Origin of the sequence: Vibrio sp. Vb2131 (assembly GCF_033338535.1) — a bacterium.
GTDB classification, from domain to species: domain Bacteria; phylum Pseudomonadota; class Gammaproteobacteria; order Enterobacterales; family Vibrionaceae; genus Vibrio; species Vibrio alginolyticus.
This window is the reverse complement of record NZ_JAWOSW010000005.1, coordinates 252,722-278,294: the sequence shown is the minus strand read 5'-3', so window position 1 is coordinate 278,294 and position 25,573 is coordinate 252,722. Positions and strand designations below refer to the sequence as shown.

The following is a 25,573-nucleotide window of genomic DNA, read 5'->3' as shown; positions in this document are numbered from 1 at the left end:
GTCATAAAGGCTATTTATTGTATGAGCTTTTCATAAAAAGCTAATGCATCAAATGGTCGGGAGAAAAAAGGGCTTTTCTCTATATATTCTTGATGTACCTTGCTCAGTGTTTCAAACTTTTCTCTCGATGTAGGTTCGATATGAAAAGTTAGGCTTTCAGTCGATTCTACAAGCTTTAATGTTGAGGTTCTTGAAGCGTTATTTTTTGCTATTAATAGATAATATGCTAGCTCTTGCTTCTCTTTTAATACACAAGCCTCAAAAGCTTTCTCGCTTAAAAACGGCAGAACAGGAGTTAATGCTTCTATATGCTTCTTTGAATACTCTAGGGTTTGTTTGTCAGGTGTATTCTGGTCTGCCATAGATTCGCACAGCTTTATCTTAGCACCATAATTATCGATAGATTGGCTTACGTTGTTAAACAAACTGGCTTCAAACTTTTCACTTGCGAAAGTGACACTTGAGAAAAGTGATAAGAGAATTATTCCAACATTCTTGTTCATATTTTTCCTTCTGAACTACACCATAACGTTTGGCTAGCATCAGAAAATCTTCTCTATCTAACCCTACACTAACTTCTTAGCTTACCTTTTTTATCTAGTTTATGGATAGCTTTTAAGCTTTTCATTAAATATACATAAAGGCGCATTTTGGTGGAGTCTATCCCACTTTTAGTATTGGAAATATCATTAAATTTTGAGTCATTAAAATTGATAGGGTTATTATCTAGAGGGTAGGCAATCGGTAACTCGCATTGGCCCAAATAGCTAAAACATGTGCAAGCCAAGCTGAATTGAAAAAGTAAACAATGTAAATTAAATGCCAATACGAATGATTATCACCTAAATTATGCCCCACATTTATTGGTGATGATTGTTTTTATGTTGCTTAAAAGCAAAGGTGTTCAAACTTGGGCTCGCCGCCTACATATCTATATTTCGATGGCTCTTCTCTTAGTTACGCTGTTTTTTGCAGTAACTGGTATTACCCTCAATCGCCCCGAATTGTTTGAACGCAGTGAACCTATCATTCAACAACATACTCTGACGGTTCCGCACTCAGTTTTATTCTCACATTCAGATACCTTTCAACCTAATCGTGAAGGGCTGGTGGCTTTCTTGACTAAAGAAACCGAGCTTCGCGGCACTCCCTCCGCACTAGATGTGTATACCGAAGTTGAGCAAGGTGAGTTGTTACTCGGAGAGCTTTCTATGGATTTTAAAGGCCCGGGTTATAACGCTACGGTCTTTATTGATATGACTACTGGTGCAGCAGACGTCGAAACGACGCACTACGGTATTGTTGCGCTGCTGAACGATCTACATAAAGGACGCAACAGTGGTGGGATTTGGAAGTGGTTTATCGACGTCACTGCGCTTTTGATGGTGTTTTTTGTTCTTACAGGCGTGTGCTTGTTACTGCCTAAGAAGAAGACGCTCAGAACGTCAATGCAATGGATGAGCTTTGGTACGTTACTGTCGCTCGTAATTTATTTTGTTGCTGTTCCATAACAGCTTTTTTAGAGAACACTTATGTTGAACACAGGAAGATTTTTCCGCCGTAATCACTTTTGTAAAGCCGCTTTGATCGCGGCTTTTGCTCCTTTCTCTCTTTCCGCGGCGCCTCTACCAGATAACGCGAAGGTCGACTTCGAACTCGAACTTCCAAAGATAGATACCTCAATGTATGCACGCCCTTATGTGGCGGTTTGGGTTGAAAACGATCAGCGTAAACCGGTTAAAACCATTCAGTTATGGGTAGGGAAAGACGAATGGTTAAAAGATCTACGCAGCTGGTGGAGAAAAGCGGGTCGTTATGATCGTGAACTTGTTGATGCGGTGACTTCTGCAACACGTCCTGCTGGTCAATACCGCTTTGTCTGGGATGGAACCAATGACGCAGGGGAGCGTTTGGAACAAGGAAATTACACGTTGTACGTCGAAGTCGTTCGTGAACATGGTGGGCGAAACTACTTACGTCAAAAAATAACGCTAGCGGACAGTGACGTGCGCTATGAGCTTAAACCAACACAAGAGACGGGTGTCATCACCGTCAATTATCAAGTTAAGTGATTAAAGGACACAACAATGAAAACCAAAATGAAAGCAGTGGCATTGGCGAGTGTAATGGCAATGGGATTGGCTGTAACCACCACCGCGCAAGCACATCCACGTTGGGTTCTGCCCTCTCACTTTACGGTTTCTAAAGAAGGCGGTGACTGGCTGACATTTGATGTTACTGCCTCTCACGGAACGTTTGTTTTTGATAAGCCTGCGGGTAGTGATCAGGCATTTGTGGTGATGCCGGATGGCCGCTCTGAGCGTCCTAACTTTGTTGTTCGTGGCAAGCGTCGCTCTATGTTTGATTTCTTTTTTACAGAAGAAGGCACGCACAAAGTTGCGATTAATAATCAGCCGAGCTACTACACACAATACAAAGCGGGCCGTCGTGATACGGTGAAATGGGCGCGAGCAAGCAAAGCTGAGCGTGGTGATGTGCTTCCCGAGCAAGCGCGTGATGTGGTTACTCAACTAAGTTACACCCGAGCAGAAAGCTACATTACGGTTGGTATGCCAACGGACAAAGCGTTGGAGATTGAAGGCAAAATGCTGGAGATGAAACCGATCACGCATCCATCGGACATCATTGAAGGTGAGCCTGTGACGTTCCAGTTTTTCTTTAACGGAGAGCCACAAGAGGGCGTTACTGCTGAGATTACACGTGAAGGTACTATGTACCGAAACCATCAAGAACAAATCGATGTGGTGAGCGATAAAGATGGCAAAGTGATCTTCACGCCAGAAGTCGCCGGGCGCTACTTAATGAAAGCGAACTACAAAGGTGAATTGAAAGATAATCCATTGGCGGATAAAGCGAGTGCCAATGTTCACCTTACGTTTGAAACTCAACTTAACTAATCGAATTAGGCTCAGCAATTGCTGGGCCATTTTGGAATTATCATGAATAACACTTCTCTTCTAAAAGCGGTTTTGCTTTTTTCTGGATTTGCGTCCTTTCACGCTGCTGCACATTTTCCTCTGATGAGCTGTCACTTGGCGCAAGATAAAGTGATTTGTGAAGCGGGCTACTCGGATGGATCGACAGCGGTCGACTACGATGTCGAAATGTACGATTACGACGACAATCTGATCGCCAAAGAAAAAACAGATAAGCGTTCCATCGCAGAATTTACTCACCCTGAAACAGATTTCTATTTGGTATTTGATGCCGGACATGAAAGCCCGGTGGAAGTGGATATCGTTGAGCTGAAAGAGAAATGAGCGTTCAGAAAGTTCGCCCTGATGATGGTAACCGAGAAGGAAAGTGGGTCGCACTGACAATCGCAGCGATTCTCAGTTCAGCAGCCATACTTATGCCCTACCATCAGGTCGCGACTGAAAAGCCAGACATGCAGTCTCATCAAGTGTTAATCACGGATTTACATCAAAATGAGTTGGGGTTGATCGCTGAACTTAAGCTCGCTCATGAAGAGATTCGTGATTTGCAGTTAGATACCGGAACTTGGCCTGAGATCTCTGATATGGAGGCGCTTTGGATTGCTCCATTCGTGAAAGACCAAAACTGGAAGCGTAAAGGCTCTCATCAGTGGCAACGAATTGATGACGGTGTCTACATTGGCGTGAAGACCAGTGCCCAAGGCTCTGCTTCCATGCTGTTGGATAGCCGCAGTTCTCAAGCTGATATTTGGTTTAATGATTCTAGCCGTTCGTTAAATGTGGAGGGATTGAGCGAGCTAGCAAAACGCCACGATTTCGGTTGGAAACAAATCATTCTGTCAGACTCTTCCTCTCACTCTCACGCCCATTAAGACAACATAATTGATAAGTACTATGATCAAACGCTCTCTTTTACGTCGTATTCTTACAGCCACCGCGTTATTGACGGTGTCTTCTACTGGCTTTGCTGCCGATAAACTCAGTATTGGTATTACGCTTCAACCTTATTACAGCTATGTTAAAGCCGTTGTTGGTGAGAAGGCGGACATCATTCCTTTGGTTGATGCTGGTTTTAATCCTCACAACTATTTGCCACAACCTAATGATCTTAAGCGCTTAAATGAAATGGACGTAATAGTGATCAATGGTATTGGTCATGACGATTTTGCACTGAAAGTGATCAAGGCTTCTCAGCGTGATGATCTCGTGGTTATCGAGGCGAACAAAGAAGTGCCTTTATTGCCTGCTATGGGGCAGTCTGTTGGTCAAGGAGCAGTGAACCCTCACACCTTTGTCGGTTTATCAACAACCATTCAAAAGGTTTACACCATCGCGAGTGAGCTAAGCCAATTGGACCCAGACAATGCTACGTTCTATCGCCAAAATGCTCGTAAATACGCGAAAACATTTCGCCTGATGAAGCGTGATGCAATGTTGTCTCTTGGTGAGTTGGACACGGCTGGTATGAAGGTGGCGACAACCCACAATGCTTACGGATATATCCTTCAGGAGTTTGGTGTTGACGTTGCCGCTGTCATTGAGCCTGCTCATGGTGTAGAACCAAGTGCAAGTCAGCTACAGGAAACGATAGAGAAAATTCGTGAATCGGGCATTGATGTTCTGTTTTATGAGCTCAATATGCCGAATCGCTTTGTTGATACCATCGAAGAGGCGACTGGGGTGCAGCTTTATCGCTTTTCTCACATGACTCACGGTGAGTATGAGGCCGATAAAGTTGAGGTTGAGATGCGAGATAATGTGGAAACACTAATCGAAGCCATGAAATTTGTGGCGAGTAAGCGAGCAGGGGAAAAGGCGTAATGACTGGACCTTCCGTTTCCTTAAGTAACGTGGGCCTAAAATACGCCGACAATATCATTTTGCAGAATATCAGCGCCGAATTCGAGAACGCGAAATGTCACGTGATTATGGGACCGAACGGCGGTGGTAAAACCTCTTTGCTTCGTTCGGTACTTGGACTCACGCCATTTTCGGGAAACATAGCGCTCAATTGGCCAGAACCATCAGCTGCATCGGGGAAGATAGGGTATGTGCCACAAAAAGCGATGTTTGAAGCAAGCCTCCCGTTAACCGTGATGGATTTTGTACTGCTTAACCAAACTCGTATCCCTCTATTTTGGCGACGTAAAACGAAACAAACTCAACATGCCCTGGCCCAGCTGGATCGCGTGGGTATGGCAACGCGTAGCGACCGTCGTATGGGGCAACTCTCTGGCGGTGAGCAACAGCGTGTTTTGTTTGCGCAAGCTTTACTGGATGAGCCCAATTTATTGGTTTTAGACGAACCTACAACTGGCATGGATGAGCAAGGTGTTCGATATCTTGAAGGTTTGATTCATGAAGTCGTTGGAGAAGGCAAAACGGTACTGGCAGTACACCATGACGTGACCGCAGTGCGCCGTTTAGATGCGCAGGTCCATGTTGTAAATCGTCAAATTGTGGCGTCAGGGCACCATTCAGATGTACTAAGTCCTGATCGTATAGAAACATTATTTAAGCACTACACAGCAAAAGTGGAGGCTGCATAATGGATTGGTTGCGAGAGTTAGCGGTTAGCGGCGTTGAAGCTGGATGGTTAAGCGATAGCTTTTCTTATGCTTTCATGGTGAACGCAATTGTTGCAGCGCTGATATTAGGACCATTACTTGGTGGTCTTGGTACATTAGTCATCGCCAAGCGACTGGCTTTTTTCTCTGAAGCGGTTGGGCATGCTGCGCTTACCGGAATCGCGATTGGTGTGTTGCTCGGTGAGCCGCCAGAGAATCCGATCATCGGATTGTTTAGCTTTTGTATGATTTTTGCGCTGTTGCTTCACTTTGTTCGTAATCGTACGAATGTACCTTACGACACACTGGTTGGGGTTTTTCTTGCACTAGCGTTAGCGGTTGGTGCTGCGCTGTTAATGTACGTTGCTCGCAAGATCAACATTCACATGTTGGAGAACGTGTTGTTTGGCTCGATCTTGACTGTGACGGACAACGATATCCTTATTTTAGCGATCAGTTGTTTGATCATATTACTGCTTCTTATTCCAACGTTTAACCGCATTTTGCTGACTTGTATTAGCCCGGATATTGCACGTGTACGCGGCTTTAATACCAGCTTTTATGATTACTTATTTGTCATGATGATCACCTTGGTCACCATCGCCGCGGTAAAGATTATTGGCGCTGTATTGGTTGGTGCATTGCTACTGATTCCTGGTGCAACGGCTCGGTTATTGACTAAACGCATGGGCAGTTTTGTTCTCCTTTCTTCTTTATTGGCAACCATTGCGTGTTTAGTAGGAACCATACTGCCGATGGAGCTTGAGCTACCAGTGCCATCAGGCGCATCCATCATCATTGTTTCTGCGGCATTTTTCCTAACAGCAACGGTTTACCGAATTATCCAAAAAGCGTAACCCTTTTTATAAAGTAATGAACATGAAGATAAAAAAATTAGCGATAACTTTTGGTTTGGTTATAGCGACAACACTTCCATCGTTGGCAAGCGCCAAAGACATTTTAACCAGCACTCCCGTCACGTACATGTTGTCTGAGCAACTCATGAAAGGTACAGGGATAGAGACTCAGTATCTGCCTCCAAAGCGTTACGGCGTTGAGCGTCTTGAGAACTGGTTCGCAAATAAAGGTACAGAGCAAGTTAAGCAAGCGGGTCAAGCCGCGACGGTTGCTATTACTCTTGGTGCGATTTGGAAACAAGACCCGACTTATGTTTACGCTCGACAGGGCAACATTCACTTGATTGAAATCGATGCATCACAGGCCATTTCTCCTAGAGCTCAAGGAGTTGCAGTACTGACATTGGAAAACGGGTCAACATCGAAGTACGCATGGCTGAACCCTACAAACTTAATCCGAATGGCGGGTATTGTTGGAGAGGATCTACAACGTGTATATCCTGAACACCAAAAGACGATTCAAACGAATCAACAGGCTCTTATGCTCAATGTGCGTGAACTGATCAACCAACAACAGGCAGAGATCTTCGATAAATGCATCGATTCAGTGGTACTGATGAGTGAGTCACTAGAGGACTTTGCCTCTGGCAACCAATTGTTTGTGGTTGGGCGCGAATTTAAGCCGGAACTCGAGTGGACAGAAGAAGACAAATTATCTTTAAAAGCTCAGTTTGAGCAAGATAAAACGCTATGGTTAGTGACGGATAAACGACCGTCGAAAACCTTGACATCGCTTATTAAACCGAGCCGCATACTGCAAATTGATGTTATTGACCGCTGGGGCAGTAAGGGTATCAAAACTGAGAAGCCACTCGCACGTTGGGAGATGTGACACGTAAAAAGCCACAAATTTTATGATGGGGAATGAAAAGTTCCCTATTTTTTTGTGACTCAGTTCAAAATGCGAGCATTAATACCACTGGTTGCATAAGAAAGTGTTTGTTTCATTTCTATTTCATTACTACTTTGTTATGTGTTCGTTGCGATTGATTCGGATTTAATCTGTTTCTAAGCGAACCGGTACAAACAACTATACGGATGTTAACAATGAAAATGAAAACTCTAGCCGTTGCAGTGGCGGCACTAGCATGTGGTTCACAGGCCTTCGCAGCAGAAGTTTACAACAGCGATGGTACATCTTTATCGATCGGCGGTCACGTTTCAGTTGGCGTGGGTGAGTATTTCGAAGAAGATGTAAAAGTTCACCAAGTGTCTCCACGTATTAACGTTGCGGGTAAGAAAGACATTGGCAACGGTATTACTATCGATGCTAAAGGCGAATGGGCACTTAACTACCTTGACGGTGGTGATCAGTCATTTTCTACGCGTCTAGGTTACATCGGTGCAACTCATGAGCAGTACGGTCGCCTTGTTGCGGGTACTCAATGGTCACCGTACTACGATGTCGCTGGCGTTGCGGATCTACCAATCGCGTTTGCGAACGATTTCTTGTACAGCAACCACGGTAGCCTAGGATCAGCTCGTGCTGATAAAATGCTTAGCTACCGTAAAGGTTTTGAATTTGGTGAAGGTTTTGCTTTCAACCTTGGTCTAGGTTGGCAGGGTAAGCAAACTAGCGAATACAAAGTAACAGACCAACTTAAGCCTGAAACAGTATTTGAAGATCGTGGTCAAATCGCACTGAGCGGTTCTGTTGCGGGCTTCGGTCTTGGCTACGTATACAGCGGCGGTGATGTTGAGAACTCTTCTATAGGTACTAAGACAGCTGAATCACACTTATTCTCTGTAAACTACGGTCAATACGGTTCAGGCCTTTACGCAGCGGTAGTATACGGTATGAACGAGTACTTCTACCAAATGCGTAAAGACACTTCTCAAATTGAAGCTCTTTTGGCATACGGCGTGAACGATTGGACATTCAGCGTTAACTACGAAGGCGTAGAAGACGAAGAAGAAAACAAGACAGTTTCAAGCGAAACTGCGCTACAAGCAGAGTACGCTGTAACTCCTGCTTTCGTAACGTTTGCTGCTTACCAGTTTGACCTAGGTAACGATTACCCTGGCGAAGAGAACGACTACTGGACTCTAGGTGCTCGTTACTACTTCTAATAAATAGGCCAGTTTCTACTGCCTAAACACATTTATTGTGTTAACGCCTACTCGTTGTGAGTAGGCGTTTTTCTTTCTGCTATCCTTTGACTATAAGAGACGCTGGTCATTCTTTGCTTAGGTACCCAAGTCTCTGTTTATAGAGCGCGTCTATAAAAAATGCCCGCAACTTGCGGGCATTTTTGTTGTTAGAAGAGATGCAGTTCTATTAATACGCTTATTTTTTATCGAGTAAATCGAGGAAGAAGGCATACTCTAGCGCATCTTCTTTTAAACGCTTAAATCGACCAGATGCGCCGCCGTGTCCGGCTTCCATATCGGTTTTGAACAACAAAACGTTATCGTCTGTCTTCATTTCACGAAGTTTGGCGACCCACTTCATTGGTTCAAAGTACTGTACTTGAGAGTCGTGCAAGCCAGTCGTTACCAACATGTTCGGGTAGTTTTGCGCCTTGATGTTGTCGTAAGGCGAGTAACTCAACATATAGTCATAGTATGTTTTGTTATTTGGGTTACCCCATTCATCATACTCATTGGTGGTCAATGGAATTGATTCATCGAGCATAGTGGTTACCACGTCCACAAACGGAACATGTGCACCGATACCGCGGTACAGTTCTGGTGCTTGGTTGATGATAGCCCCCATTAAGAGACCTCCTGCAGAGCCACCAACAGCGAAGACTTTATCTTTCGCGCCGTAGCCTTGTTCAACCAAACCTTTAGTCACATCAATAAAGTCGTTGAATGTGTTTTGCTTGGTTAGTTTTTTACCGTCTTCATACCAAGGGCGGCCAAGCATTTCAGATCCACGAATATGAGCAATGGCGTAAACAAAGCCGCGATCCAACAGACTCAAACGTGTCGAGCGGAAAGTTGGCTCAATGGTTGCGCCATAAGATCCATAACCATATTGGTAGAGTGGATTCGTACCATCTTTCTTAAATAAGTCTTTACGATACACCAAAGAAACGGGTACTTCTTTACCGTCACGGGCTGTGACCATGATGCGTTCTGATTGGTAATTGTCAGGATTAAAATCACCAAGTACAGGTGTTTGCTTCATGATTTCTGACCCGCCCGTTTTTAGATCGAAATCGTAGTAGGTTCCTGGAGTGGTTAAACTGCTGTAATAAATACGAACTTTCTCGTTATCCAGCTCTAGGTTACCTGTCAAATAGGCAGCAAACGCATCGTCATTAAATGTGAGGGGGAGTTCTTTTCCTGTTGAAAGCTGACGTACAGTGACGCTTGCTAGGCCGTTAGAGCGCTGCTCATAGACGATGTGATCATCGAATAACTCGAAGTCGACAAGTTGAGTGTTGTCGTCTGCGGCAATCACATCTTGCCATTTAGAGCGGTCATGCATGTCATTTTGATGAACTTTCATCAAACGGAAGTTGACGGCTTGATAGTTAGTATAAATGTAGTACCAATCGCCTAGCTTAGAAATACTGTATTCAATGCCATCTTCACGAGGATAGAACGGTTTCGCCTTTGCTTTAGGGTTGTTCGCATCAATAATAGAGACCCCACTGGTTTCTGTACTCGAATGCCAGATATAAATATCTTCGCCATCTTTGCTTTTGCTTAGTGAGGTGTAATAGGCGCTGTCGGTTTCCTCAAAAATCAGCTCATCGCTGCTTTGTGGTGTGCCCAATACATGACGATAAACTTGGTAGCCCAATAAGGTCTGTGGATCTTTTTTGATGTAGTAAAAGGCGTTGTTATCGTTCTGCCATGCGACAGCGCTTGAGGCCCCTTCGATTTCATCTTGTAGGTAATTGCCTGTTGTCAGGTCTTTGATCTTAAGGGTGTACACGCGGCGGCTTAATGTGTCTTCGCCATACGCCAATAAGTTTTCATTCGGACTAACGTATAGGCCGCCGATACTGAAAAATTCATGTTCTTTTGCTAGTTCATTGACATCTAAAATGATTTGTTTGTCTTTGCCTGCAAAGTCTTTAGCTCGCAAATGGACTTCGTACTCGTTATCTCCGGTCACTTCACTGGAGTAGAAGTAGTTGCCTTTACGAACCGGTACTGAGTTGTCGTCTTTTGCGATGCGCCCTTTAATTTCTTCAAATAGCGTATCTTGAAGTGTTTCAGTGTGCTTTAGAACGGTTTCTGCGTACTGATTTTCTGTCTCTAGGTGCTGTAAAATTTCAGGGTCTTTACGTTCGTCGTCACGCATCCAGTAGTAGTTATCAACGCGGGTATCGCCATGAATAGTCATCGCGTGAGGGACTTTTTTCGCAACTGGAGCTTGAGTTTGTTGAGCAACGATCTGTGTTTGGGAGTATTGAGTCATGCTGGGGATTCCTTGATTGCTGCATCCGGCGACAAGCGCGACCGAGACGGCCAACGTAGTTAAAGTGAAACGCATCTGATTTTATCCTTATTGTACACCCAAGTGGCCTCATCCTGAGGGCTGGGCTTTCATTTTGTTAGTGGTTTTCAGTTGTCCATTCTTTGTTATGGGGTATACCGAAAAAGTGAGAATCCTCAATATTTCCGAGTTGGATACTCAATTTGAAGGGCGCTGAAAACACATTGTGTAAGCAGCTGTTATTTTTAACAAATATCAATTCGAAAGTTAAATCATTCTCATCGGGGAATCGATATAGTGTGATATGAAAAAAGGGACACACTTGTTGAGTGTGTCCCTTTTGGATTTTGAAAGTAAGCTGATAATGATCAGATAACTTGCGGTACTTCGTTTGAGTGATTGTGTGCTCGATTCACCCACATTAACCCAAGCATTGCAATTACCGACATTGCCATCATCAAAATGCCCAAAGGCATCTGGTTATGCGCTGGAAATAGTGACGCGAGCAAAGTTGCGACACCTGCCCCCAAGTTTTGCATGCCACCTAATGTCGCGCCTGCTGTTCCTGCATGGTATGGGAATGGCGCAATCGCTCCAGTTGTTGCTGCTGGGAAGAGAATACCCGCACCCAAAAAGTACACGGTTGCGCCTCCAACTAGCGTTAACGCCGTGGTCAAACCAAACAAGCCTGGGATGAGCACAATAGCAGAGCCCACAAAAATAGAGACCAAGCCTACGTTTAAAGCACGACGCTCAGAGCGACGTCTTGCGATGTAGCTAGATAAGCCCGCACCCACCAAGTAACCTGGGATCGGCAATATAAACAGCAAACTTACCGTTGTTGCAGGTAATTCTAATACCCCACCTAACAACACCCCAGCCGCCGCTTCGAATACACCCACACCAGCGAATGTTGCAACCAGGCAAATCAAAAAGCCTTGAAAGCGACGGTCAGACAAAACGTGTTTGTAGCTTTTGGCTACTGGTTCGAATTTGCGTTTCTCTTTTGGTAGCGTCTCCATCATGCTTGTCATCATGGTGATCACAACCGCGATAGCAAATAGCGCTAAGAACAAGTAGCTCGACCGCCATCCGAAAGCTTCTGTTAGGTAGCCGCCTAATACTGGTGCCATTAATGGTGAGAAAATCACACACATGCTAATTAAGCTGTTTGCTCTGTGTAGATCAGAGCCTTCAAAGCAATCGCGAGTCAGAGTGCGTGACATCGCACCGCCGCAGCCAATACCTAAGCCTTGGATAAAGCTACCAATCAAGAACCATTCAAATTGATGTGCAAATAATGCTACCAGTGTACCCGCGATGTAGATAAGCAGCCCGACGATGATGATCGGTTTGCGTCCCAAGCGGTCCGATAGTGTGCCATACGCAAATTGCGACAAGCCATATGGGATTAGGTAACAAGCCATCACAGCTTGAAGTGATGACGCAGATACCAAAAACTCGCCCGCCATATGACCGATTGAAGGCACGTACATTGTCTGGGTCATTTGACCCACGGCAGTCAATATAGCGATTAAAAAGGTAAGTTTCGCTAATGGAAACGAAGCAGACATTTGCGTATCTCTCCAAAAAATTTAAGACGTAAAAACCCTTAGCGCTCTTTTACAGAGTGCCGACTGAATTCTTGTGTTGCGGGGGTATTTGCGCGAGATAATAGTGCTTGCTTGTATAATTAGCAATCGAAAAGTGTGAAGTTGAGCAAGATAAAAATCTATGATTTCAATTAGAAAAACTAATCCGATTTTGTTTTCAAAAAGCGGTGCATTTCTTTGTCTAATTACGTTAAATCTTTTACTTTTCGTGAATAGAATGAGCCTTATAGGTAACTGGTTTTAATGGTTAAAGTGCAAAAATAAAGCGTCTGCTCGGTTGATCTGAGTTCAAGATGAAACGAGTGAATAAAAGGTAGAGGAAAGCATCAGAAAGAAAAGGGAGCCGAAGCTCCCTTAGAAATGATTATGTCTATTCGCGCTCAGATGCGTATGCGTAAAGCATTTCTAGTGCGATGGTTGCTCCCGCTAGTGCGGTAACATCACTGTGGTCGTATGGAGGCGATACTTCGACAACATCCATACCCACGATATTCATGCCGGCTAAACCACGAATAATTTTCAGCGCTTTGTCTGAGTTCAAGCCACCACAAACTGGTGTACCAGTTCCCGGTGCGAAGGCCGGGTCTAAGCAGTCGATGTCAAAAGTGACATATATTGGCTTGTCTGCGACGGTGCGACGAATTTCTTCTAGGATCTCGTTCACCGACATGTCATTCGCTTGCATCGCATTAATCACATTGAAGCCGTGATCTTGCTGTTTGTATTCCGTACGAATGCCGATTTGTATTGAGTTCTTCGCTGAGATCAAACCTTCTTTCGGCGCATGGTAGAACATCGTACCGTGGTCGTATGAACTGCCATTTGCATAGGTGTCCGTATGAGCATCAAAGTGAATCAACGCCATTTGGCCATGATGCTTCGCATAGGCACGCAGGATAGGTAGCGTAATGAAGTGGTCACCGCCCAATCCCAACATGGTTTTACCACTTTTTAGAATTTCACTGGTTGCCGCTTCAAGGCGGTAAGTAAAATCTTCCGCATCACCGCAATCGAACACGAGATCACCTGCGTCGATCACTTTCAGTTTATCCAATACGTTGAAGCTCCACGGGAACTTCTTACCTTCCCATGCCAAGTTGACTGAGGCACGGCGAATTGCATCTGGACCCATACGCGCACCTGGACGCCCAGATGTTGCCATGTCCAGAGGGACTCCCAACACCACAACGTCTGCGTCTGCCGATACCGGGTTACGAATGTACGGCAGACGTAAAAACGACATAGAGTTGGAGTAAAGCGAATAATCAGTTTTAGTAAACAAATCATTCATATCAGAAGTCCTCTAAATAGGTGTATCCTGCTAGACCTTGTTCTAGTTCTGCTAGGATTTGTGCTTGTTCATTGGCTTCAACTCGCTGTGAAACCAATTGTTTATAATTGTCACGAATCGCATCCACGTCGATATGAACGTAGCGCATCATGTCTTCTACACTATCACCTTCGTTGATGTAACTGATCTCAAATTGACCGTGTTCATCAACATTGACTACAGCACTGTGGGTATCACCAAATAGGTTGTGCATGTCACCAAGGATTTCTTGGTATGCGCCTACTAGGAAAAAGCCCATTAAGTACGGTTTGTCTTTGCTCCAAGCTGGTACAGGTAGCGTGCTCTCGATGCCTTGACCATCAACGTAGTGATCGATCGCGCCATCAGAGTCACATGTGATGTCCAACATCACTGCACGACGCTCTTCCGCCTCGCCCAGACCAGAAAGTGGCAGAACAGGGAACACCTGATCAATACCCCAAGCATCTGGTAGAGATTGGAAGAGAGAGAAGTTCACGAAGAACTTATCCGCAAGACGTTCGCTCAACTCGTCCAGAATCGGACGGTGGAAGCGATTCTTAGTGCTCATCTTGCGGCTTAATTCGAAGTAAATGCGCAGTGACAATTGTTCTGCCCACGCACGTTGTTCCAAGTTAAGCACGCCTGTAGCAAATTGAGAGTGCACTTCTGCCAAATCACTTTGGGTATCATTGTAAATCTCAATTAACGCACGAGCGTCTGTACCATCTTGTAAGTTTTCCCAGTTTCGCCACATGTTTTGTAGCAACAGCGGAGCGTCCTCATCAAGCTCATGTACTTCTTCCGGTAGGTACGACTCGGTACCAATTACGTTAGAAATCAATACAGCGTGGTGCGCTGTTAGCGAGCGACCCGATTCCGAAATGATCACTGGCATTGGTTGTTCGTATTGCAGACACACATCGCCCACAGTGTTGACGATATTACGTGCGTATTCTGCAAGTCCGTAGTTCATCGAATTCGATGATTGGCTGCGTGTGCCGTCATAATCCACTGCCAAGCCGCCGCCCACATCGAAGTACTCGATGTTTGCACCGAGTGCGCGTAGTTCGCAGTAGAAACGTGCAGACTCGTTCACACCATTGCGTACATCACGGATGTTTGCCATCTGTGAACCAAGGTGGAAGTGAACCAGTTGCATCGCGTCTAGGTTGCCTTCGCGTTTAAGACGTTCAATAACGCTAAGCACTTGCGATGCTGATAAACCAAACTTCGATTTTTCACCGCCACTTGCTTGCCATTTCCCTGCGCCTTGAGAGGCGAGGCGAATGCGTAAACCAAGGCGCGGTTTTACGCCCAAACTTTTCGCTTCTTCTAGTACCAGATCCAGCTCAGAAAGCTTCTCTAATACGATGAATACCTTGTGACCCAGCTTTTCACCGATCAGTGCAAGACGCACATACTCACGGTCTTTGTAGCCATTACACACGATCACGGAGCTACCTTGTTGAGCCAATGCAAGTACCGCCAACAATTCTGGCTTGCTACCCGCTTCAAGACCAAGCTGCTTGGTTTCTAGTTGAGCTTGGCTCGCTAGAATTTCATCCACCACTTCACGTTGTTGGTTTACTTTAATTGGGTACACCAACAAGTATTTGTTTGGATATTGGTATTCTTCAATTGCTTGGTTGAATGCGTGGCAAATACCATGCACACGTTGGTGCACGATTTGCGGGAAGCGTACTAATACAGGCAGATTTAACTGCTTCGCTTCTAGCTCATTTACAATAGCGCTGAAAGGGATTTGATGTGCACGATCACTACGTGGTGATACATATACTTCGCCTTGGTCATCAATGCCGTAGAAACCTTGGCTCCAGTAGTGAACGTTGTAGTCCGCGCGGATGCGGTCTAATTTAGTTGCTTTTTCCAACTCGATTCTCACAAAAATGTACTTAACTCCTTAATTAATTAGAAGGAAAAGTACAAAAAAGCAAATCATGAGGTATTTACCTCATACCCTGACACGAACTCCGTGTGCGCGCATTAACGGATAAAAGGGCCCTTGAGTCTAATGATTAAAATCTATCATCTCGATTATGATTTGTTGTCGTCGCTACGTGTGAATATTTGTTTACCGAAGCGTCCATTCTGCTGTTATAGTTGGTCTGACCAGTAAGGATTCGGTCATGAAGCATCTCACTAAAATAAGGACATATTTTGCAGCTGCACAGAATTCAGGGGTACATTCAGACCATGTATCTCGCCGAATATCCCGATAAATTATTGTTGCTTGATGGTGCCAGTCGAGCAGACATTCCTCATCTTAAAGGCTTTATTGAACATCAACTCCATCGTCCTTTTTCTGACCTAAAGTTGGTTGTTGTGACCCACATGCATCCAGACCATGCTGGTGGTGCGCACAAACTACGTGATTTAACAGGATGTAAGCTATTGGCCGCAAAGCGAGAGAGCCAGTGGTATAGCGGTGTAGACGGTTGGCTAATGCATTTGACCGATTTAATGTTAGCACGCTGGATGGCGAATCGGATGCGTAAACCAAAGCAAAACCTTTGGTATTCCCGCAAGTTAAATCCAGATATTGAACTTATTGATGGAGAGTTTATTCCTGGATTTGATGATTGGCAGGTGCTAGAAACGCTTGGGCATACCGACCGAGATCTGTCGGTTTATCATTCTGAACAAGATGTGCTGTATGTGGCGGATTTAATGGTGCAGGTGAAAAAGCATCTGATTGCGCCGTTTCCCATATTTCATCCGAATCAATATCGGCAATCATTAAAGCGTGTGTTTGAGATGAATCCGCAATGTTTGCTTCTGGCACATGGGGGAGAGGTGACTTTGGATGAAAAAGCGTATCAGCACATTTTGAATACAGCGCCGACTAAGCCAATGACGCACTGGCGAGTGACAAAAGTTAAAGCGAAGGGATTGTTGTTTGCGTTATTTCGTAGGAAGTAGGCGAAGATAAAGCCAGACGAGTGATGCTCAACAAAAACGTTCGATCACTCATCTGAAGCTACGGGGTTAAGATGCCAATAAGTGAGATTGGCTAGGATCAACGAGCACTTTGTCTGCCATACCCTGACGACCTAACAACATCATGTAAGTCATTTTTTCACGGTTAGTCAACGTAATGTCGATTGGCCATTGTTGGTCGCCCATACGCAGCATCGTTGTGATCACGCAGCGGTGCTCAAAAGTACCGTTAGAAGATTTAACCTTACGGTTTGCTTTTAGTTTCGCTGTGCAGCGAACCACTTGTTCTAAATGGTATACATCTGGGTGCAAATCGAATGCAACATAAGACTGACCATCTTTTTCAAAGCAATCAATATTGTCTACATGTAATGAAGAGGTTTGAGCGCCTGTATCAATACGCGCTTCAAGGTGAGTAATCCCTAACTCTGGCAAGCAAATAGCTTCGGCATTCCCAATGATCATTTTCTGATTCATAGTGTCATCCTAGCGACGAGTAACAAGAGAGCCGGTTTTTGGCTCTCTTGTGCGTTAAACAAAAATCAACCTTTACCGCGAGTACGGTTTGAATTTGGCTTAGCGTTTTTCTCGATAAAATCGAAGATCATACCTGCAATGTTTTTACCAGTTGCTAGTTCGATGCCTTCTAGACCAGGGGAAGAGTTCACTTCCATTACCACTGGGCCATTTTTAGATTGAAGGATATCCACACCACAAAGGTTCAAGCCCATCACTTTCGCTGCATTTACAGCGGTCGCACGCTCTTCTTTGCTCAAACGCACGAGTTGTGCAGAGCCACCACGGTGAAGGTTAGAACGGAACTCGCCTTCTTTTGCTTGGCGCTTCATTGCGGCAATCACCTTATTACCGACAACAAAACAACGGATGTCCGCGCCTTTTGCTTCTTCGATAAATTCTTGCACCATGATGTTAGCTTTCAAACCCATGAAAGCTTCAATCACGCTTTCTGCCGCTTTATTTGTTTCAGCAAGTACAACACCAATGCCTTGAGTGCCTTCTAGCAATTTAATCACTAGAGGTGCGCCACCAACGTTTTTGATCACGTCCTGAATGTTGTCAGGATGGTGAGCAAAGCCAGTGCGTGGCAAACCGATGCCTTTACGTGATAGCAGTTGTAATGAGCGCAACTTGTCACGAGAGCGGCTGATCGCGACAGATTCGTTGACACAAAATGTACCCATCATTTCAAACTGACGTACAACAGCAGTGCCGTAAAACGTAATAGATGCCCCAATACGTGGAATAACAGCATCGTATTGCGGTAATTCTTCACCCTTGTAGCGGATCTTAGGGTTGTTGCTCGTAATGTCCATATAACAGTGAAGCGTGTCGATCACATCGATTTGATGCCCACGTTCTTCACCCGCCTGTTTTAGGCGCATGGTTGAATATAAATTCTCATTACGAGAGAGAATAGCAATACGCATGGCAATTCCTTAGTAAGTCAGTACCAAATTAAAATATAAGTATAGAGCATAGAATGCAGTAGGCAGGTGATCATGTTATGACATAACCTACTTACTTCAACGATTTAGAATTGTGGTTGAACAACCACGTCGTCAGAGGTGCGCACCTTAGGGCGTTTTTTTGTGAGATGAAAACGAAAAAGCATCGTCGACACGACAAAAATATTTTATCGAACGCTCACGCCTTGCGGTATGAGACTGTCAAGGGTGAGATAAATAAAATTGAGCAAAAATTTCATCGCTTTGTCACGAATTATCGCTTAAAAAAGCGGCCAATTTGACCGCTGTTTTTAGCTGTTTTGATAGTGACTTAAAAAAAGTTCCGCCGTTTGGGTAGCTAACAGCCTAGATTCTTCATTCGACAAAGAGGGGCGAATTCCCATTAACTGCGGCCAGAATGCACTGCCTTTAAGTAAGTTGTGCAATTGAGTGCTTGCTATATGTACATCATCAATTTGCAAAGCGCCACTGTTCGATTTCTCAGTAAGCCAGCGGTATAGGGCGGTTTCCTGTTTCGACATTTGTTCTGCTTGTTCTTTGAGATCTTCCGGCTTAAATAAGAAGTGCCCAAATGCCACTTTTGCCAGCTCAATATAGTTTGGTTCCGTTACCACAATGATCTCGCTGTAGAGTAATTCAATCAATTGATCTTTGAGTGGCAGAGTGGCCAAGCGTTTAATATCGCTTTCCATCATTGACGAACGCCAAAGCTCAGTCAGCAACTCAGTCACGATCGCTTCCTTAGAAGGGAAGTGATTATAGACCGTGCGCTTAGAGACTTGTGCGATTGCAGAGAGCTTATCCATGCTGGTGTTTTGCACCCCAAACTCTTGGAACGCTTGCCTTGCCGCGCACAAGATGGCTTCTCTTTTGGTTTCACTACGACTTTTTCTTTTTACATTCATAAGCTTGCTAAGTTAAGAAGATCGTTTCTTGATCTATTTTACACTAAGTAGTTTACTTTTGATAATTAGAATGTAAACTGCACCGTGTAGTTTACTTCTGTTCGGGTTAACTTTTTATGAAAAAAACTTTGCTAGCCACAGTAGGAGCGTTCGCGATGGGTACATCAATGATTTCTTGTTCTAATGTTGATACTGAAAAAGCGCCAACATACCCGGACAAATTTGCAAATACAGAGTTGGAATACAAAAGCGGTTTGGGCGACATGTTCGAAATCATGAAAGCGTATTTTACGACTGAGCGCCTTAACCCAACACCAACGATTGAAATTCCAGTGCATGCGATCACAGCGCGGCAACTGTTAGAAGAGCAAGATGACGTCATCTATCGTCTGGGTCACTCAAGCGTATTAATGAAGCTCGACGGAAAACTGGTGATGACCGACCCTGTATTCAGTGATCGCGCGTCTCCTGTACAATGGGCAGGGCCAAAACGCTTTCACCAAACCCCCATCACGATAGAAGATTTGCCAACTATCGATGTGGTGGTGATCAGTCATGACCATTACGATCACCTAGATAAAGCTTCTATTAAAGTGCTAGGCGACAAGGTGGGCACTTTCTTGGTACCGTTAAAAGTTGGCCAATTACTGGTGAATTGGGGTGTGCCGAAGGAGAAAGTGATCGAGCTAGATTGGTGGGAGTCACATTCTGTCGACGGTATTGAATATACATTGACTCCGACTCAGCATTTCTCCGGTCGAGGTTTGACAGACCGCGATACGACACTGTGGGGCAGTTGGGTTATTAATGCACAACAACACAAAGTGTTCTTCAGTGGTGACTCTGGTTACTTCAATGGCTTTAAAGAGATTGGTGAAAAGTACGGTCCGTTTGACTTCACTATGATCGAAACCGGCGCATACAATGAACTTTGGTCAGACATTCACATGTTCCCAGAGCAAAGCGTTCAAGCACACATTGATGTGCAGGGCAAAGTGATGATGCCAATTCACAACAGTACGTTTGATTTATCGATGCATGATTGGAATGAGCCGATGCAACGCGCGTTAGATATCAGTGAAGAGCGCGGTGTAACGTTAGTGAGCCCTGAGATTGGTCAACGCTTGGCGATTGCGGAGCCTCAGCCTGCGAAGGCATGGTGGCAATAATGGCTGAGCTAAAAAGCCAAACATCAGAATAGTTAAGTCACTTATTAGTAGTTACTTGGTCAGGGATAAGGATAAAGGTGCGATGAAAGCAAAGTGGACGTTGTTACTTACATTAAGCATTCTGCCTACCTTTGCACTAGCAGGAGTAGAGCAAGATATCTTGACGTTGATAACACGAGTTGAGCAATCCTCTTGCACCTTTATCCGCAACGGCAAGTCGTACACTAATCAAGAAGCAGCAGAACACATGCGCAATAAATGGGATTACGCCAAAGATGACGTTGATTCCGTGGATGTGTTTATAAAAGAAGTTGCGTCGAAAAGTTGGTTATCTGGCAAACCATATTGGGTGGATTGCCAAGAGGAACGCATTACCAGCGAAGAGTGGCTAACATCATTGATGCGCACCACCGATCACATCCAATAACACTTCTTTGATGGTCTGATAGCGCAGAGGTAGAGCACGACTGCGCTTACGAACCAGAAATAGCTCTTCACATACAGTGTTTTTCAGTTGAGCAATGTATAACGTGTCTTTTAGTGGAAAATTGTCGACCGCACTTTGAGGCAGCACGGTGAAGCCAAGTCCTTTGCTGACAGGCAGCAAAATTTGGCTCAATTGATTTACGTAGCCGGATAATGGTAAATCGCTCATCTTAATTTCTTGGAGCTGTGGTTCTTCACATTGGTCAAAAAACAGCGTCATGTAATGCTCGGCATCAGGGTGGCTAATGACACCACAGTCATGCAAGAGTTGTGGCGTTATCTGCTTATTTTGATATTGCTTTGGCAGAACCAAGCACAACCTCTCTTTACCAATTCGCTCACTGTGAAACAGACCTTTGTTGGGAACATCAGTCACGATACCAATATCAATGTGCCCTTGCGTTATGGCGTTGAGAATAGATTGATTTGGCGCGGCTTCTAAATGTAACGATAAGCTCGGGTGCTGTTTTTGCTTCTCCAAAATGGGCCCATACAACATTAACGCCATTGCACCAGAACAAGCCAGTTTACAATGGCCTGAAAACGCATCATCAAAACTGAGCTCTTCGAGCAGCTTCTTTTCTCTATCTTCTAACTCGAGCGCATATGCGTAGACAATCCTGCCTTGCTCGGTTAATTCGAAGCTTTTGTTTTCGCGCTTGATCAAGGCATGCTGACAACTTTGCTCTAATTTTTTGATGTGTTGGCTGACGCCAGGCTGAGTCATAAAAAGTTTTTCTGCCGTTTGCGTAAAATGACCGACTTCAATCAATGTCTTAAATGTATGTAACCAAACAGGATTAAGCATAGTGTGTGATTTTCTGAGAGCTTTGTTGGGAGACGTAAAGAAAATGATAGCACGGTGTTTTATGAAAACAGAGAAGACTTAAACGATAAAAGATGAATCGTTATCAATACATTACAGACAAAATAAAACCCCGCCTGGTTTCCCAGACGGGGCTTATTCTTTTTCGCAGCAATCCAGCTACTAATAGGTGCTCCCTGCATCTATCCTTGATTGTGGCTAAGTCCTTTAACCGAGTTCCTTGTTCATCGCCTTCCTAGCGGTGTCCATTCTTGCCTATCATCCTGACGGGCGAACTCTATCCTAGAGCTTAACTACATCCTTGCTGACAACTCATCCTAAGTTATCAAATCTTCATCCTGAAGATACCCAATCCTTTAGGCTTTTTTCCTGTTCCCGCCAACATCCTGTCGACAAATTGAGTATTGATGTTTTGCTGATTTGACTCAATTAACTTTTCTAAATTATTTTTACTGATTATTTTAAGTGAATTTAAATATTACTTTTAAATCATATATTTAATGTTTTTTCTGGCATTGCTCTTAGAGGTGATTAATCTATTTGCTCACAACTCTTGTAAGAGATCTCGCACAAGTTTGGTGGTGAATGTATTAATGTGCGCTTTTTGTTCCGAGTTCTGTGGATTGAACTGGATCACAATGCGTTAAAAGGGAGACGATAAAGATGAAAGTGAATTGATCTTGAGTAGAGATTTGTTTGAAAAGAAATAAAAATTCTTGCGGTTTTTATAAACAGTATGGTAAATCTGAAATGCCCACCTTGTTAATCCTTATTAAGATTCAATGACAGTATAAGTAGGGAACTTGATTGCCATTTTTCTGTCATATCTGGTGAGTAAGTTAACTGTGTCAGATAGATAATATGCCGTTTGCCAGTAAAAACAGGCTGCAAGAAATCGGTAATTATCATTATGTTGTGAAATTGGTCACGGTTAAATGATTGATTCCCTTATAGATTGAAGGGGATACGACCTTAGACAATAAGCTCCATGAGGAGCGTTACTTATATAAGATGAGGGACTTTACTATGAAAAAGACTAGAAGAGCTCAGCTACATCGTGTGCGTATTCAATACTGGAAAGACACGAAAGACGCACCAGCTAAAAAATCATAGTTAATTATACCTAAAGGCACGAGCTGGCTGTGGAACGCAGTTTCCCGTTGATTGCCAGCTCAAAAACGCCACAATCACTCCGCGCAACTTCCCAAGCACCCTATTTTTAATATCGCATTCTTCAAAAAATAAAAAAGCCAGTCTTAAGACCAGCTTTCTCTACCATTTACTGAGCTCTGCGTATTACAGGTTGCCCTTTAGTTACAGGTAGTTGGCGTCAACTAGTTCGCCCGCTTGCGCGCTTTTCACTTCTGGGCGTGCTTCTAACCATTTGATAACTTGCGCTTTCTGTTCTTCAGTCGCACTGCCGTAACGGTCAGTAGAACATAGGAAGCCTTCAAACAGTTCTAGACCACCGCCACCGAAGCAAAGACCAAGCTCGTCAATGTAGTCGATAAAGTCATCAACGAATGCATCGTAACGGTCGAAGTCGTTAATGTCTGTTTCACAGCTGATCTCGAAACCTAGGATTGCGAACTCACCTAAGAACAGCTTTTTACGGATACGACGGCTCTTGTTACCGATCTTGTCTAATTTCATGATTATCTCTCGTAGATGATTTGATTTCGTACACCTTATACCTTCTATCACACTTTAGCCCAAGTAAAATCAGAATGAAGCGATACAGTTGGTGATTATGTGACCAGAATTTAATTGCTTCGTTAGCTGTGTTGGTTGGTTTGCAGTATTGTTGAAACACAAGTTTCATATGTTTTAAGCACTTTTGTCATTTTTCTTATCCAAACTTCTTGCCGTTCAACTAATCACTTATTTATTAATTAAACTATAAGATCGGGAAAGTAAAAATGAGCAAGGAAACCTTTGACGCGACGCGTTATAACCAAAGTGAAAACAAACCATTTGAAGAAGTATTAGAAGCGAGCCTATCTCGACGCAGCATTCTGAAAGGTGGTTTAGGTATCAGTGCGATGACAGCGTTTGGTGCTTTCGGATTGGCTGGTTGTAACTCGTCTGACTCAGGGAGTACAGTAAGCAGTGGTTCGGGCGCATCTAAAGCCGTTCTTAACTTTGAATCTATCCCTGGCTCACTCACTGACGCAGTTTCAATTCCACAAGGCTACACCGCACAAGTACTAGTACCTTGGGGAACACCACTTAATGCACAAGGCAGCGCATGGCAAAATGATGGTACCAACACCAGTACCGATCAGTTAAATGCGCTAGGCATGCACCATGACGGCATGCATTTTTTCCCATTGAACGATAGCACTACAGATGGCTTGCTATGTATTAACCACGAGTACATCGACACATCAGCACTGCATCCAAACGGTCCGACGGTTGAAAATGGCGTACGTACCATTGTAGATGAAGTGCGCAAAGAGATTAACGCGCACGGTGTATCAGTGGTTCGCATTCAACTGGAAGACAACATGTGGAAGTTGGTTGATACCGACCCACTAAACCGTCGTTATACTGGTGCGACAGTCATGGATTTGTCTGGCCCGGTAGCCCACACATCTTTAACTGTCACTCGTTTCTCACCAGATGGCAGCCAAGCGCGTGGTACGTTAAACAACTGTGGCAACGGCTACACGCCGTGGGGCACGTACTTAACGTGTGAAGAGAACTGGCCAGGTTACTTTGTTAACGCCGGGACTCGTACAGAAGAGCAAGATCGCATTGGTGTCGATGACCAAAGCACTCGTTACCTATGGGAGACATTAGCAGGAAATGCAGAAGAGCGTCTTGATGAGTTCTCTCGCTTTAATGTGGCTCCAACAGGAGCAAGTGCGATGGATGATTACCGTAATGAAGCCAATGGTCACGGTTACATTGTCGAGATTGACCCTTACACGCAAAACTCACGTGCGAAGAAACGTACTGCGCTAGGTCGTTTCCGTCACGAGGGCTGTACTTTCGGTAAGCTTGAAGAAGGCAAACCAGTGGTATTTTATTCTGGTCACGATTCTCGCTTTGAATACCTATACAAATTTGAATCTGCGGCAGCGTGGGATCCAGCAGATGCTAACCCTGATAACCGCTTGGCGATGGGTGACAAGTACATGGACGAAGGCACACTGTATGTGGCGCGCTTCAATGAAGACAGCACAGGTACTTGGTTACCATTAACGCTTGATAGCGTAACAACCGCTGGTGGTACATTAGCGGATCACTTTGATTCACTGGCTGAAATTATCATCAATACTGCGGGTGCGGCGGATTTAGTTGGGGCAACACCAATGGATCGACCAGAGTGGTGTACGGTTGATCCATTCACGGGTTCAGTATATTTAACATTGACGAACAATACGCGCCGTACAGATGAAACCAATCCTGCGAATCCACGTTTAAATAATAAGTTTGGTCATGTTATTCGTTGGGATGAAGGTGCTTCAGCAACTGACTTTACTTGGGATATCTTTGTGTTTGGTTCGCCAGCAAATGGTGATGCAGATACCAACCGTTCTGGCTTGAATGAGTTAAACCAGTTTGCGAGCCCAGACGGATTAGCGTTTGATGGCCGTGGTATTTTGTGGATTCAAACGGACAACGGCGCAGATGAAGTCACGTCTTACACCAATGATCAAATGTTGGCTGTTGTGCCATCTAAGCTAACAGATGAGAATGGTGATCAAGCTGTGATTGGTGCGGATAATCAAGCTGAATTGAAACGCTTCTTTGTCGGACCAAATGGTTGTGAAGTAACAGGCTTTACCATCAGCCCTGATTACAAATCATTGTTTGTGAATATTCAGCACCCAGGTAACTGGCCATACAGTGAAGATGCAGCCGAAGAAACACCTGCTGGTGTTTCTGTGCGCCCACGAGCGGCGACAGTGGTTATTCGCCGTGAAGACGGTGGAGAGATTGCAGTTTAATCTCTAAATGAATAAACACCTTAA

24 protein-coding genes are annotated in these 25,573 nt (G+C 44.4%); 14 read left to right on the top strand and 10 right to left on the bottom strand.

Annotation, left to right across the window (positions count from 1 at the left end; all coding sequences use genetic code 11):
* Window positions 1-14: 14 nt before the first annotated feature.
* Entirely contained in the window at window positions 15-503 is a 489-nt protein-coding gene (locus tag R7E38_RS08730) for a hypothetical protein (protein ID WP_042523421.1), read from the bottom strand.
* Window positions 504-881: 378 nt separating this feature from the next.
* Between R7E38_RS08730 and R7E38_RS08725 the strand changes: the two genes are divergently transcribed.
* The 10 genes from R7E38_RS08725 to R7E38_RS08680 all read left to right on the top strand — a co-directional run bounded on the left by R7E38_RS08725 (window position 882) and on the right by R7E38_RS08680 (window position 8,511).
* On the top strand, window positions 882-1,511 hold the full coding sequence (locus R7E38_RS08725; RefSeq protein WP_005374254.1) for a PepSY-associated TM helix domain-containing protein: 630 nt from the start codon (window positions 882-884) through the stop codon (window positions 1,509-1,511).
* A 21-nt stretch (window positions 1,512-1,532) separates the two neighbouring features.
* Window positions 1,533-2,072: a DUF2271 domain-containing protein gene (locus tag R7E38_RS08720; protein ID WP_033906231.1), complete on the top strand. Its 540-nt coding sequence runs from the start codon at window positions 1,533-1,535 to the stop codon at window positions 2,070-2,072.
* 15 nt (window positions 2,073-2,087) lie between these two features.
* On the top strand, window positions 2,088-2,918 hold the full coding sequence (locus R7E38_RS08715) for a DUF4198 domain-containing protein (RefSeq protein WP_025768070.1): 831 nt from the start codon (window positions 2,088-2,090) through the stop codon (window positions 2,916-2,918).
* Window positions 2,919-2,960: 42 nt separating this feature from the next.
* A complete protein-coding gene (locus R7E38_RS08710; protein ID WP_005374251.1) occupies window positions 2,961-3,281 on the top strand; it encodes a hypothetical protein in 321 nt (106 codons plus the stop codon).
* Window positions 3,278-3,829: a DUF6162 family protein gene (locus tag R7E38_RS08705; protein ID WP_054576195.1), complete on the top strand. Its 552-nt coding sequence runs from the start codon at window positions 3,278-3,280 to the stop codon at window positions 3,827-3,829. The genes R7E38_RS08710 and R7E38_RS08705 overlap by 4 nt, the downstream gene beginning before the upstream one ends.
* A gap of 22 nt (window positions 3,830-3,851) precedes the next feature.
* A complete protein-coding gene (locus tag R7E38_RS08700) occupies window positions 3,852-4,778 on the top strand; it encodes a metal ABC transporter solute-binding protein, Zn/Mn family (protein ID WP_065275096.1) in 927 nt (308 codons plus the stop codon).
* Complete coding sequence (locus tag R7E38_RS08695) at window positions 4,778-5,506, top strand: metal ABC transporter ATP-binding protein (protein ID WP_017635536.1); 729 nt, start codon at window positions 4,778-4,780, stop codon at window positions 5,504-5,506. The genes R7E38_RS08700 and R7E38_RS08695 overlap by 1 nt, the downstream gene beginning before the upstream one ends.
* Window positions 5,506-6,381, top strand: coding sequence for a metal ABC transporter permease (locus R7E38_RS08690; protein WP_005393560.1), 876 nt, complete (start codon window positions 5,506-5,508; stop codon window positions 6,379-6,381). Before R7E38_RS08695 ends, R7E38_RS08690 begins: the two co-directional genes overlap by 1 nt.
* 22 nt (window positions 6,382-6,403) lie before the next feature.
* A complete protein-coding gene (locus R7E38_RS08685; protein WP_226083310.1) occupies window positions 6,404-7,273 on the top strand; it encodes a metal ABC transporter solute-binding protein, Zn/Mn family in 870 nt (289 codons plus the stop codon).
* Between the two features lie 215 nt (window positions 7,274-7,488).
* A complete protein-coding gene (locus R7E38_RS08680) occupies window positions 7,489-8,511 on the top strand; it encodes a porin (RefSeq protein WP_206958688.1) in 1,023 nt (340 codons plus the stop codon).
* Window positions 8,512-8,728: 217 nt separating this feature from the next.
* Here R7E38_RS08680 and R7E38_RS08675 read toward each other — a convergent pair whose 3' ends face one another.
* From R7E38_RS08675 to speA, 4 genes are all read right to left on the bottom strand, one after another.
* On the bottom strand, window positions 8,729-10,894 hold the full coding sequence (locus tag R7E38_RS08675) for a S9 family peptidase (protein WP_213910083.1): 2,166 nt from the start codon (window positions 10,892-10,894) through the stop codon (window positions 8,729-8,731).
* A gap of 311 nt (window positions 10,895-11,205) precedes the next feature.
* A complete protein-coding gene (emrD, locus tag R7E38_RS08670) occupies window positions 11,206-12,411 on the bottom strand; it encodes a multidrug efflux MFS transporter EmrD (protein WP_005374234.1) in 1,206 nt (401 codons plus the stop codon).
* 409 nt (window positions 12,412-12,820) lie between these two features.
* On the bottom strand, window positions 12,821-13,741 hold the full coding sequence (gene speB / locus R7E38_RS08665; protein ID WP_053307121.1) for an agmatinase: 921 nt from the start codon (window positions 13,739-13,741) through the stop codon (window positions 12,821-12,823).
* 1 nt (window position 13,742) lies between these two features.
* A complete protein-coding gene (gene speA, locus R7E38_RS08660) occupies window positions 13,743-15,653 on the bottom strand; it encodes an arginine decarboxylase (protein WP_031778854.1) in 1,911 nt (636 codons plus the stop codon).
* Between the two features lie 323 nt (window positions 15,654-15,976).
* On the opposite strand from speA, the gene R7E38_RS08655 reads away from it, so the two are divergent.
* Complete coding sequence (locus R7E38_RS08655; protein ID WP_225455359.1) at window positions 15,977-16,702, top strand: MBL fold metallo-hydrolase; 726 nt, start codon at window positions 15,977-15,979, stop codon at window positions 16,700-16,702.
* A 66-nt stretch (window positions 16,703-16,768) separates the two neighbouring features.
* Here R7E38_RS08655 and R7E38_RS08650 read toward each other — a convergent pair whose 3' ends face one another.
* From R7E38_RS08650 to R7E38_RS08640, 3 genes are all read right to left on the bottom strand, one after another.
* A complete protein-coding gene (locus R7E38_RS08650) occupies window positions 16,769-17,197 on the bottom strand; it encodes an ATP-dependent zinc protease (protein ID WP_005384193.1) in 429 nt (142 codons plus the stop codon).
* Window positions 17,198-17,262: 65 nt separating this feature from the next.
* Entirely contained in the window at window positions 17,263-18,168 is a 906-nt protein-coding gene (rimK, locus tag R7E38_RS08645) for a 30S ribosomal protein S6--L-glutamate ligase (RefSeq protein ID WP_005374224.1), read from the bottom strand.
* A gap of 329 nt (window positions 18,169-18,497) precedes the next feature.
* On the bottom strand, window positions 18,498-19,112 hold the full coding sequence (locus R7E38_RS08640) for a TetR/AcrR family transcriptional regulator (RefSeq protein ID WP_025768062.1): 615 nt from the start codon (window positions 19,110-19,112) through the stop codon (window positions 18,498-18,500).
* A gap of 155 nt (window positions 19,113-19,267) precedes the next feature.
* On the opposite strand from R7E38_RS08640, the gene R7E38_RS08635 reads away from it, so the two are divergent.
* Together R7E38_RS08635 and R7E38_RS08630 are read left to right on the top strand one after the other, a co-directional pair.
* A complete protein-coding gene (locus R7E38_RS08635) occupies window positions 19,268-20,281 on the top strand; it encodes an MBL fold metallo-hydrolase (RefSeq protein WP_031780877.1) in 1,014 nt (337 codons plus the stop codon).
* A gap of 82 nt (window positions 20,282-20,363) precedes the next feature.
* A complete protein-coding gene (locus R7E38_RS08630; protein ID WP_053307122.1) occupies window positions 20,364-20,708 on the top strand; it encodes a DUF5329 family protein in 345 nt (114 codons plus the stop codon).
* Here the strand turns inward: R7E38_RS08630 and R7E38_RS08625 are convergent.
* Together R7E38_RS08625 and R7E38_RS08620 are read right to left on the bottom strand one after the other, a co-directional pair.
* On the bottom strand, window positions 20,676-21,575 hold the full coding sequence (locus tag R7E38_RS08625; RefSeq protein WP_017819717.1) for a LysR family transcriptional regulator: 900 nt from the start codon (window positions 21,573-21,575) through the stop codon (window positions 20,676-20,678). The genes R7E38_RS08630 and R7E38_RS08625 overlap by 33 nt on opposite strands.
* A gap of 1,332 nt (window positions 21,576-22,907) precedes the next feature.
* Entirely contained in the window at window positions 22,908-23,246 is a 339-nt protein-coding gene (locus R7E38_RS08620; protein ID WP_017819719.1) for a YggL family protein, read from the bottom strand.
* 266 nt (window positions 23,247-23,512) lie between these two features.
* Between R7E38_RS08620 and R7E38_RS08615 the strand changes: the two genes are divergently transcribed.
* Window positions 23,513-25,549: a PhoX family protein gene (locus R7E38_RS08615; RefSeq protein WP_017635525.1), complete on the top strand. Its 2,037-nt coding sequence runs from the start codon at window positions 23,513-23,515 to the stop codon at window positions 25,547-25,549.
* Window positions 25,550-25,573 lie beyond the last annotated feature (24 nt).

What these genes read in the sequence shown, in the direction of transcription:
- R7E38_RS08630 (WP_053307122.1), top strand. Translation starts at nt 20,364, where the DNA reads ATGAAAGCAAAGTGGACGTTGTTACTTACATTAAGCATTCTGCCTACC.
- R7E38_RS08625 (WP_017819717.1), bottom strand. Translation starts at nt 21,575, where the DNA reads ATGCTTAATCCTGTTTGGTTACATACATTTAAGACATTGATTGAAGTC.
- R7E38_RS08700 (WP_065275096.1), top strand. Translation starts at nt 3,852, where the DNA reads ATGATCAAACGCTCTCTTTTACGTCGTATTCTTACAGCCACCGCGTTA.
- R7E38_RS08725 (WP_005374254.1), top strand. Translation starts at nt 882, where the DNA reads ATGTTGCTTAAAAGCAAAGGTGTTCAAACTTGGGCTCGCCGCCTACAT.
- R7E38_RS08710 (WP_005374251.1), top strand. Translation starts at nt 2,961, where the DNA reads ATGAATAACACTTCTCTTCTAAAAGCGGTTTTGCTTTTTTCTGGATTT.
- R7E38_RS08615 (WP_017635525.1), top strand. Translation starts at nt 23,513, where the DNA reads ATGAGCAAGGAAACCTTTGACGCGACGCGTTATAACCAAAGTGAAAAC.
- R7E38_RS08650 (WP_005384193.1), bottom strand. Translation starts at nt 17,197, where the DNA reads ATGAATCAGAAAATGATCATTGGGAATGCCGAAGCTATTTGCTTGCCA.
- R7E38_RS08720 (WP_033906231.1), top strand. Translation starts at nt 1,533, where the DNA reads ATGTTGAACACAGGAAGATTTTTCCGCCGTAATCACTTTTGTAAAGCC.
- emrD (WP_005374234.1), bottom strand. Translation starts at nt 12,411, where the DNA reads ATGTCTGCTTCGTTTCCATTAGCGAAACTTACCTTTTTAATCGCTATA.
- R7E38_RS08640 (WP_025768062.1), bottom strand. Translation starts at nt 19,112, where the DNA reads ATGAATGTAAAAAGAAAAAGTCGTAGTGAAACCAAAAGAGAAGCCATC.
- R7E38_RS08685 (WP_226083310.1), top strand. Translation starts at nt 6,404, where the DNA reads ATGAAGATAAAAAAATTAGCGATAACTTTTGGTTTGGTTATAGCGACA.
- R7E38_RS08620 (WP_017819719.1), bottom strand. Translation starts at nt 23,246, where the DNA reads ATGAAATTAGACAAGATCGGTAACAAGAGCCGTCGTATCCGTAAAAAG.
- R7E38_RS08655 (WP_225455359.1), top strand. Translation starts at nt 15,977, where the DNA reads ATGTATCTCGCCGAATATCCCGATAAATTATTGTTGCTTGATGGTGCC.
- R7E38_RS08690 (WP_005393560.1), top strand. Translation starts at nt 5,506, where the DNA reads ATGGATTGGTTGCGAGAGTTAGCGGTTAGCGGCGTTGAAGCTGGATGG.
- R7E38_RS08635 (WP_031780877.1), top strand. Translation starts at nt 19,268, where the DNA reads ATGGGTACATCAATGATTTCTTGTTCTAATGTTGATACTGAAAAAGCG.
- R7E38_RS08675 (WP_213910083.1), bottom strand. Translation starts at nt 10,894, where the DNA reads ATGCGTTTCACTTTAACTACGTTGGCCGTCTCGGTCGCGCTTGTCGCC.
- speB (WP_053307121.1), bottom strand. Translation starts at nt 13,741, where the DNA reads ATGAATGATTTGTTTACTAAAACTGATTATTCGCTTTACTCCAACTCT.
- R7E38_RS08730 (WP_042523421.1), bottom strand. Translation starts at nt 503, where the DNA reads ATGAACAAGAATGTTGGAATAATTCTCTTATCACTTTTCTCAAGTGTC.
- R7E38_RS08715 (WP_025768070.1), top strand. Translation starts at nt 2,088, where the DNA reads ATGAAAACCAAAATGAAAGCAGTGGCATTGGCGAGTGTAATGGCAATG.
- R7E38_RS08680 (WP_206958688.1), top strand. Translation starts at nt 7,489, where the DNA reads ATGAAAATGAAAACTCTAGCCGTTGCAGTGGCGGCACTAGCATGTGGT.
- rimK (WP_005374224.1), bottom strand. Translation starts at nt 18,168, where the DNA reads ATGCGTATTGCTATTCTCTCTCGTAATGAGAATTTATATTCAACCATG.
- R7E38_RS08705 (WP_054576195.1), top strand. Translation starts at nt 3,278, where the DNA reads ATGAGCGTTCAGAAAGTTCGCCCTGATGATGGTAACCGAGAAGGAAAG.
- R7E38_RS08695 (WP_017635536.1), top strand. Translation starts at nt 4,778, where the DNA reads ATGACTGGACCTTCCGTTTCCTTAAGTAACGTGGGCCTAAAATACGCC.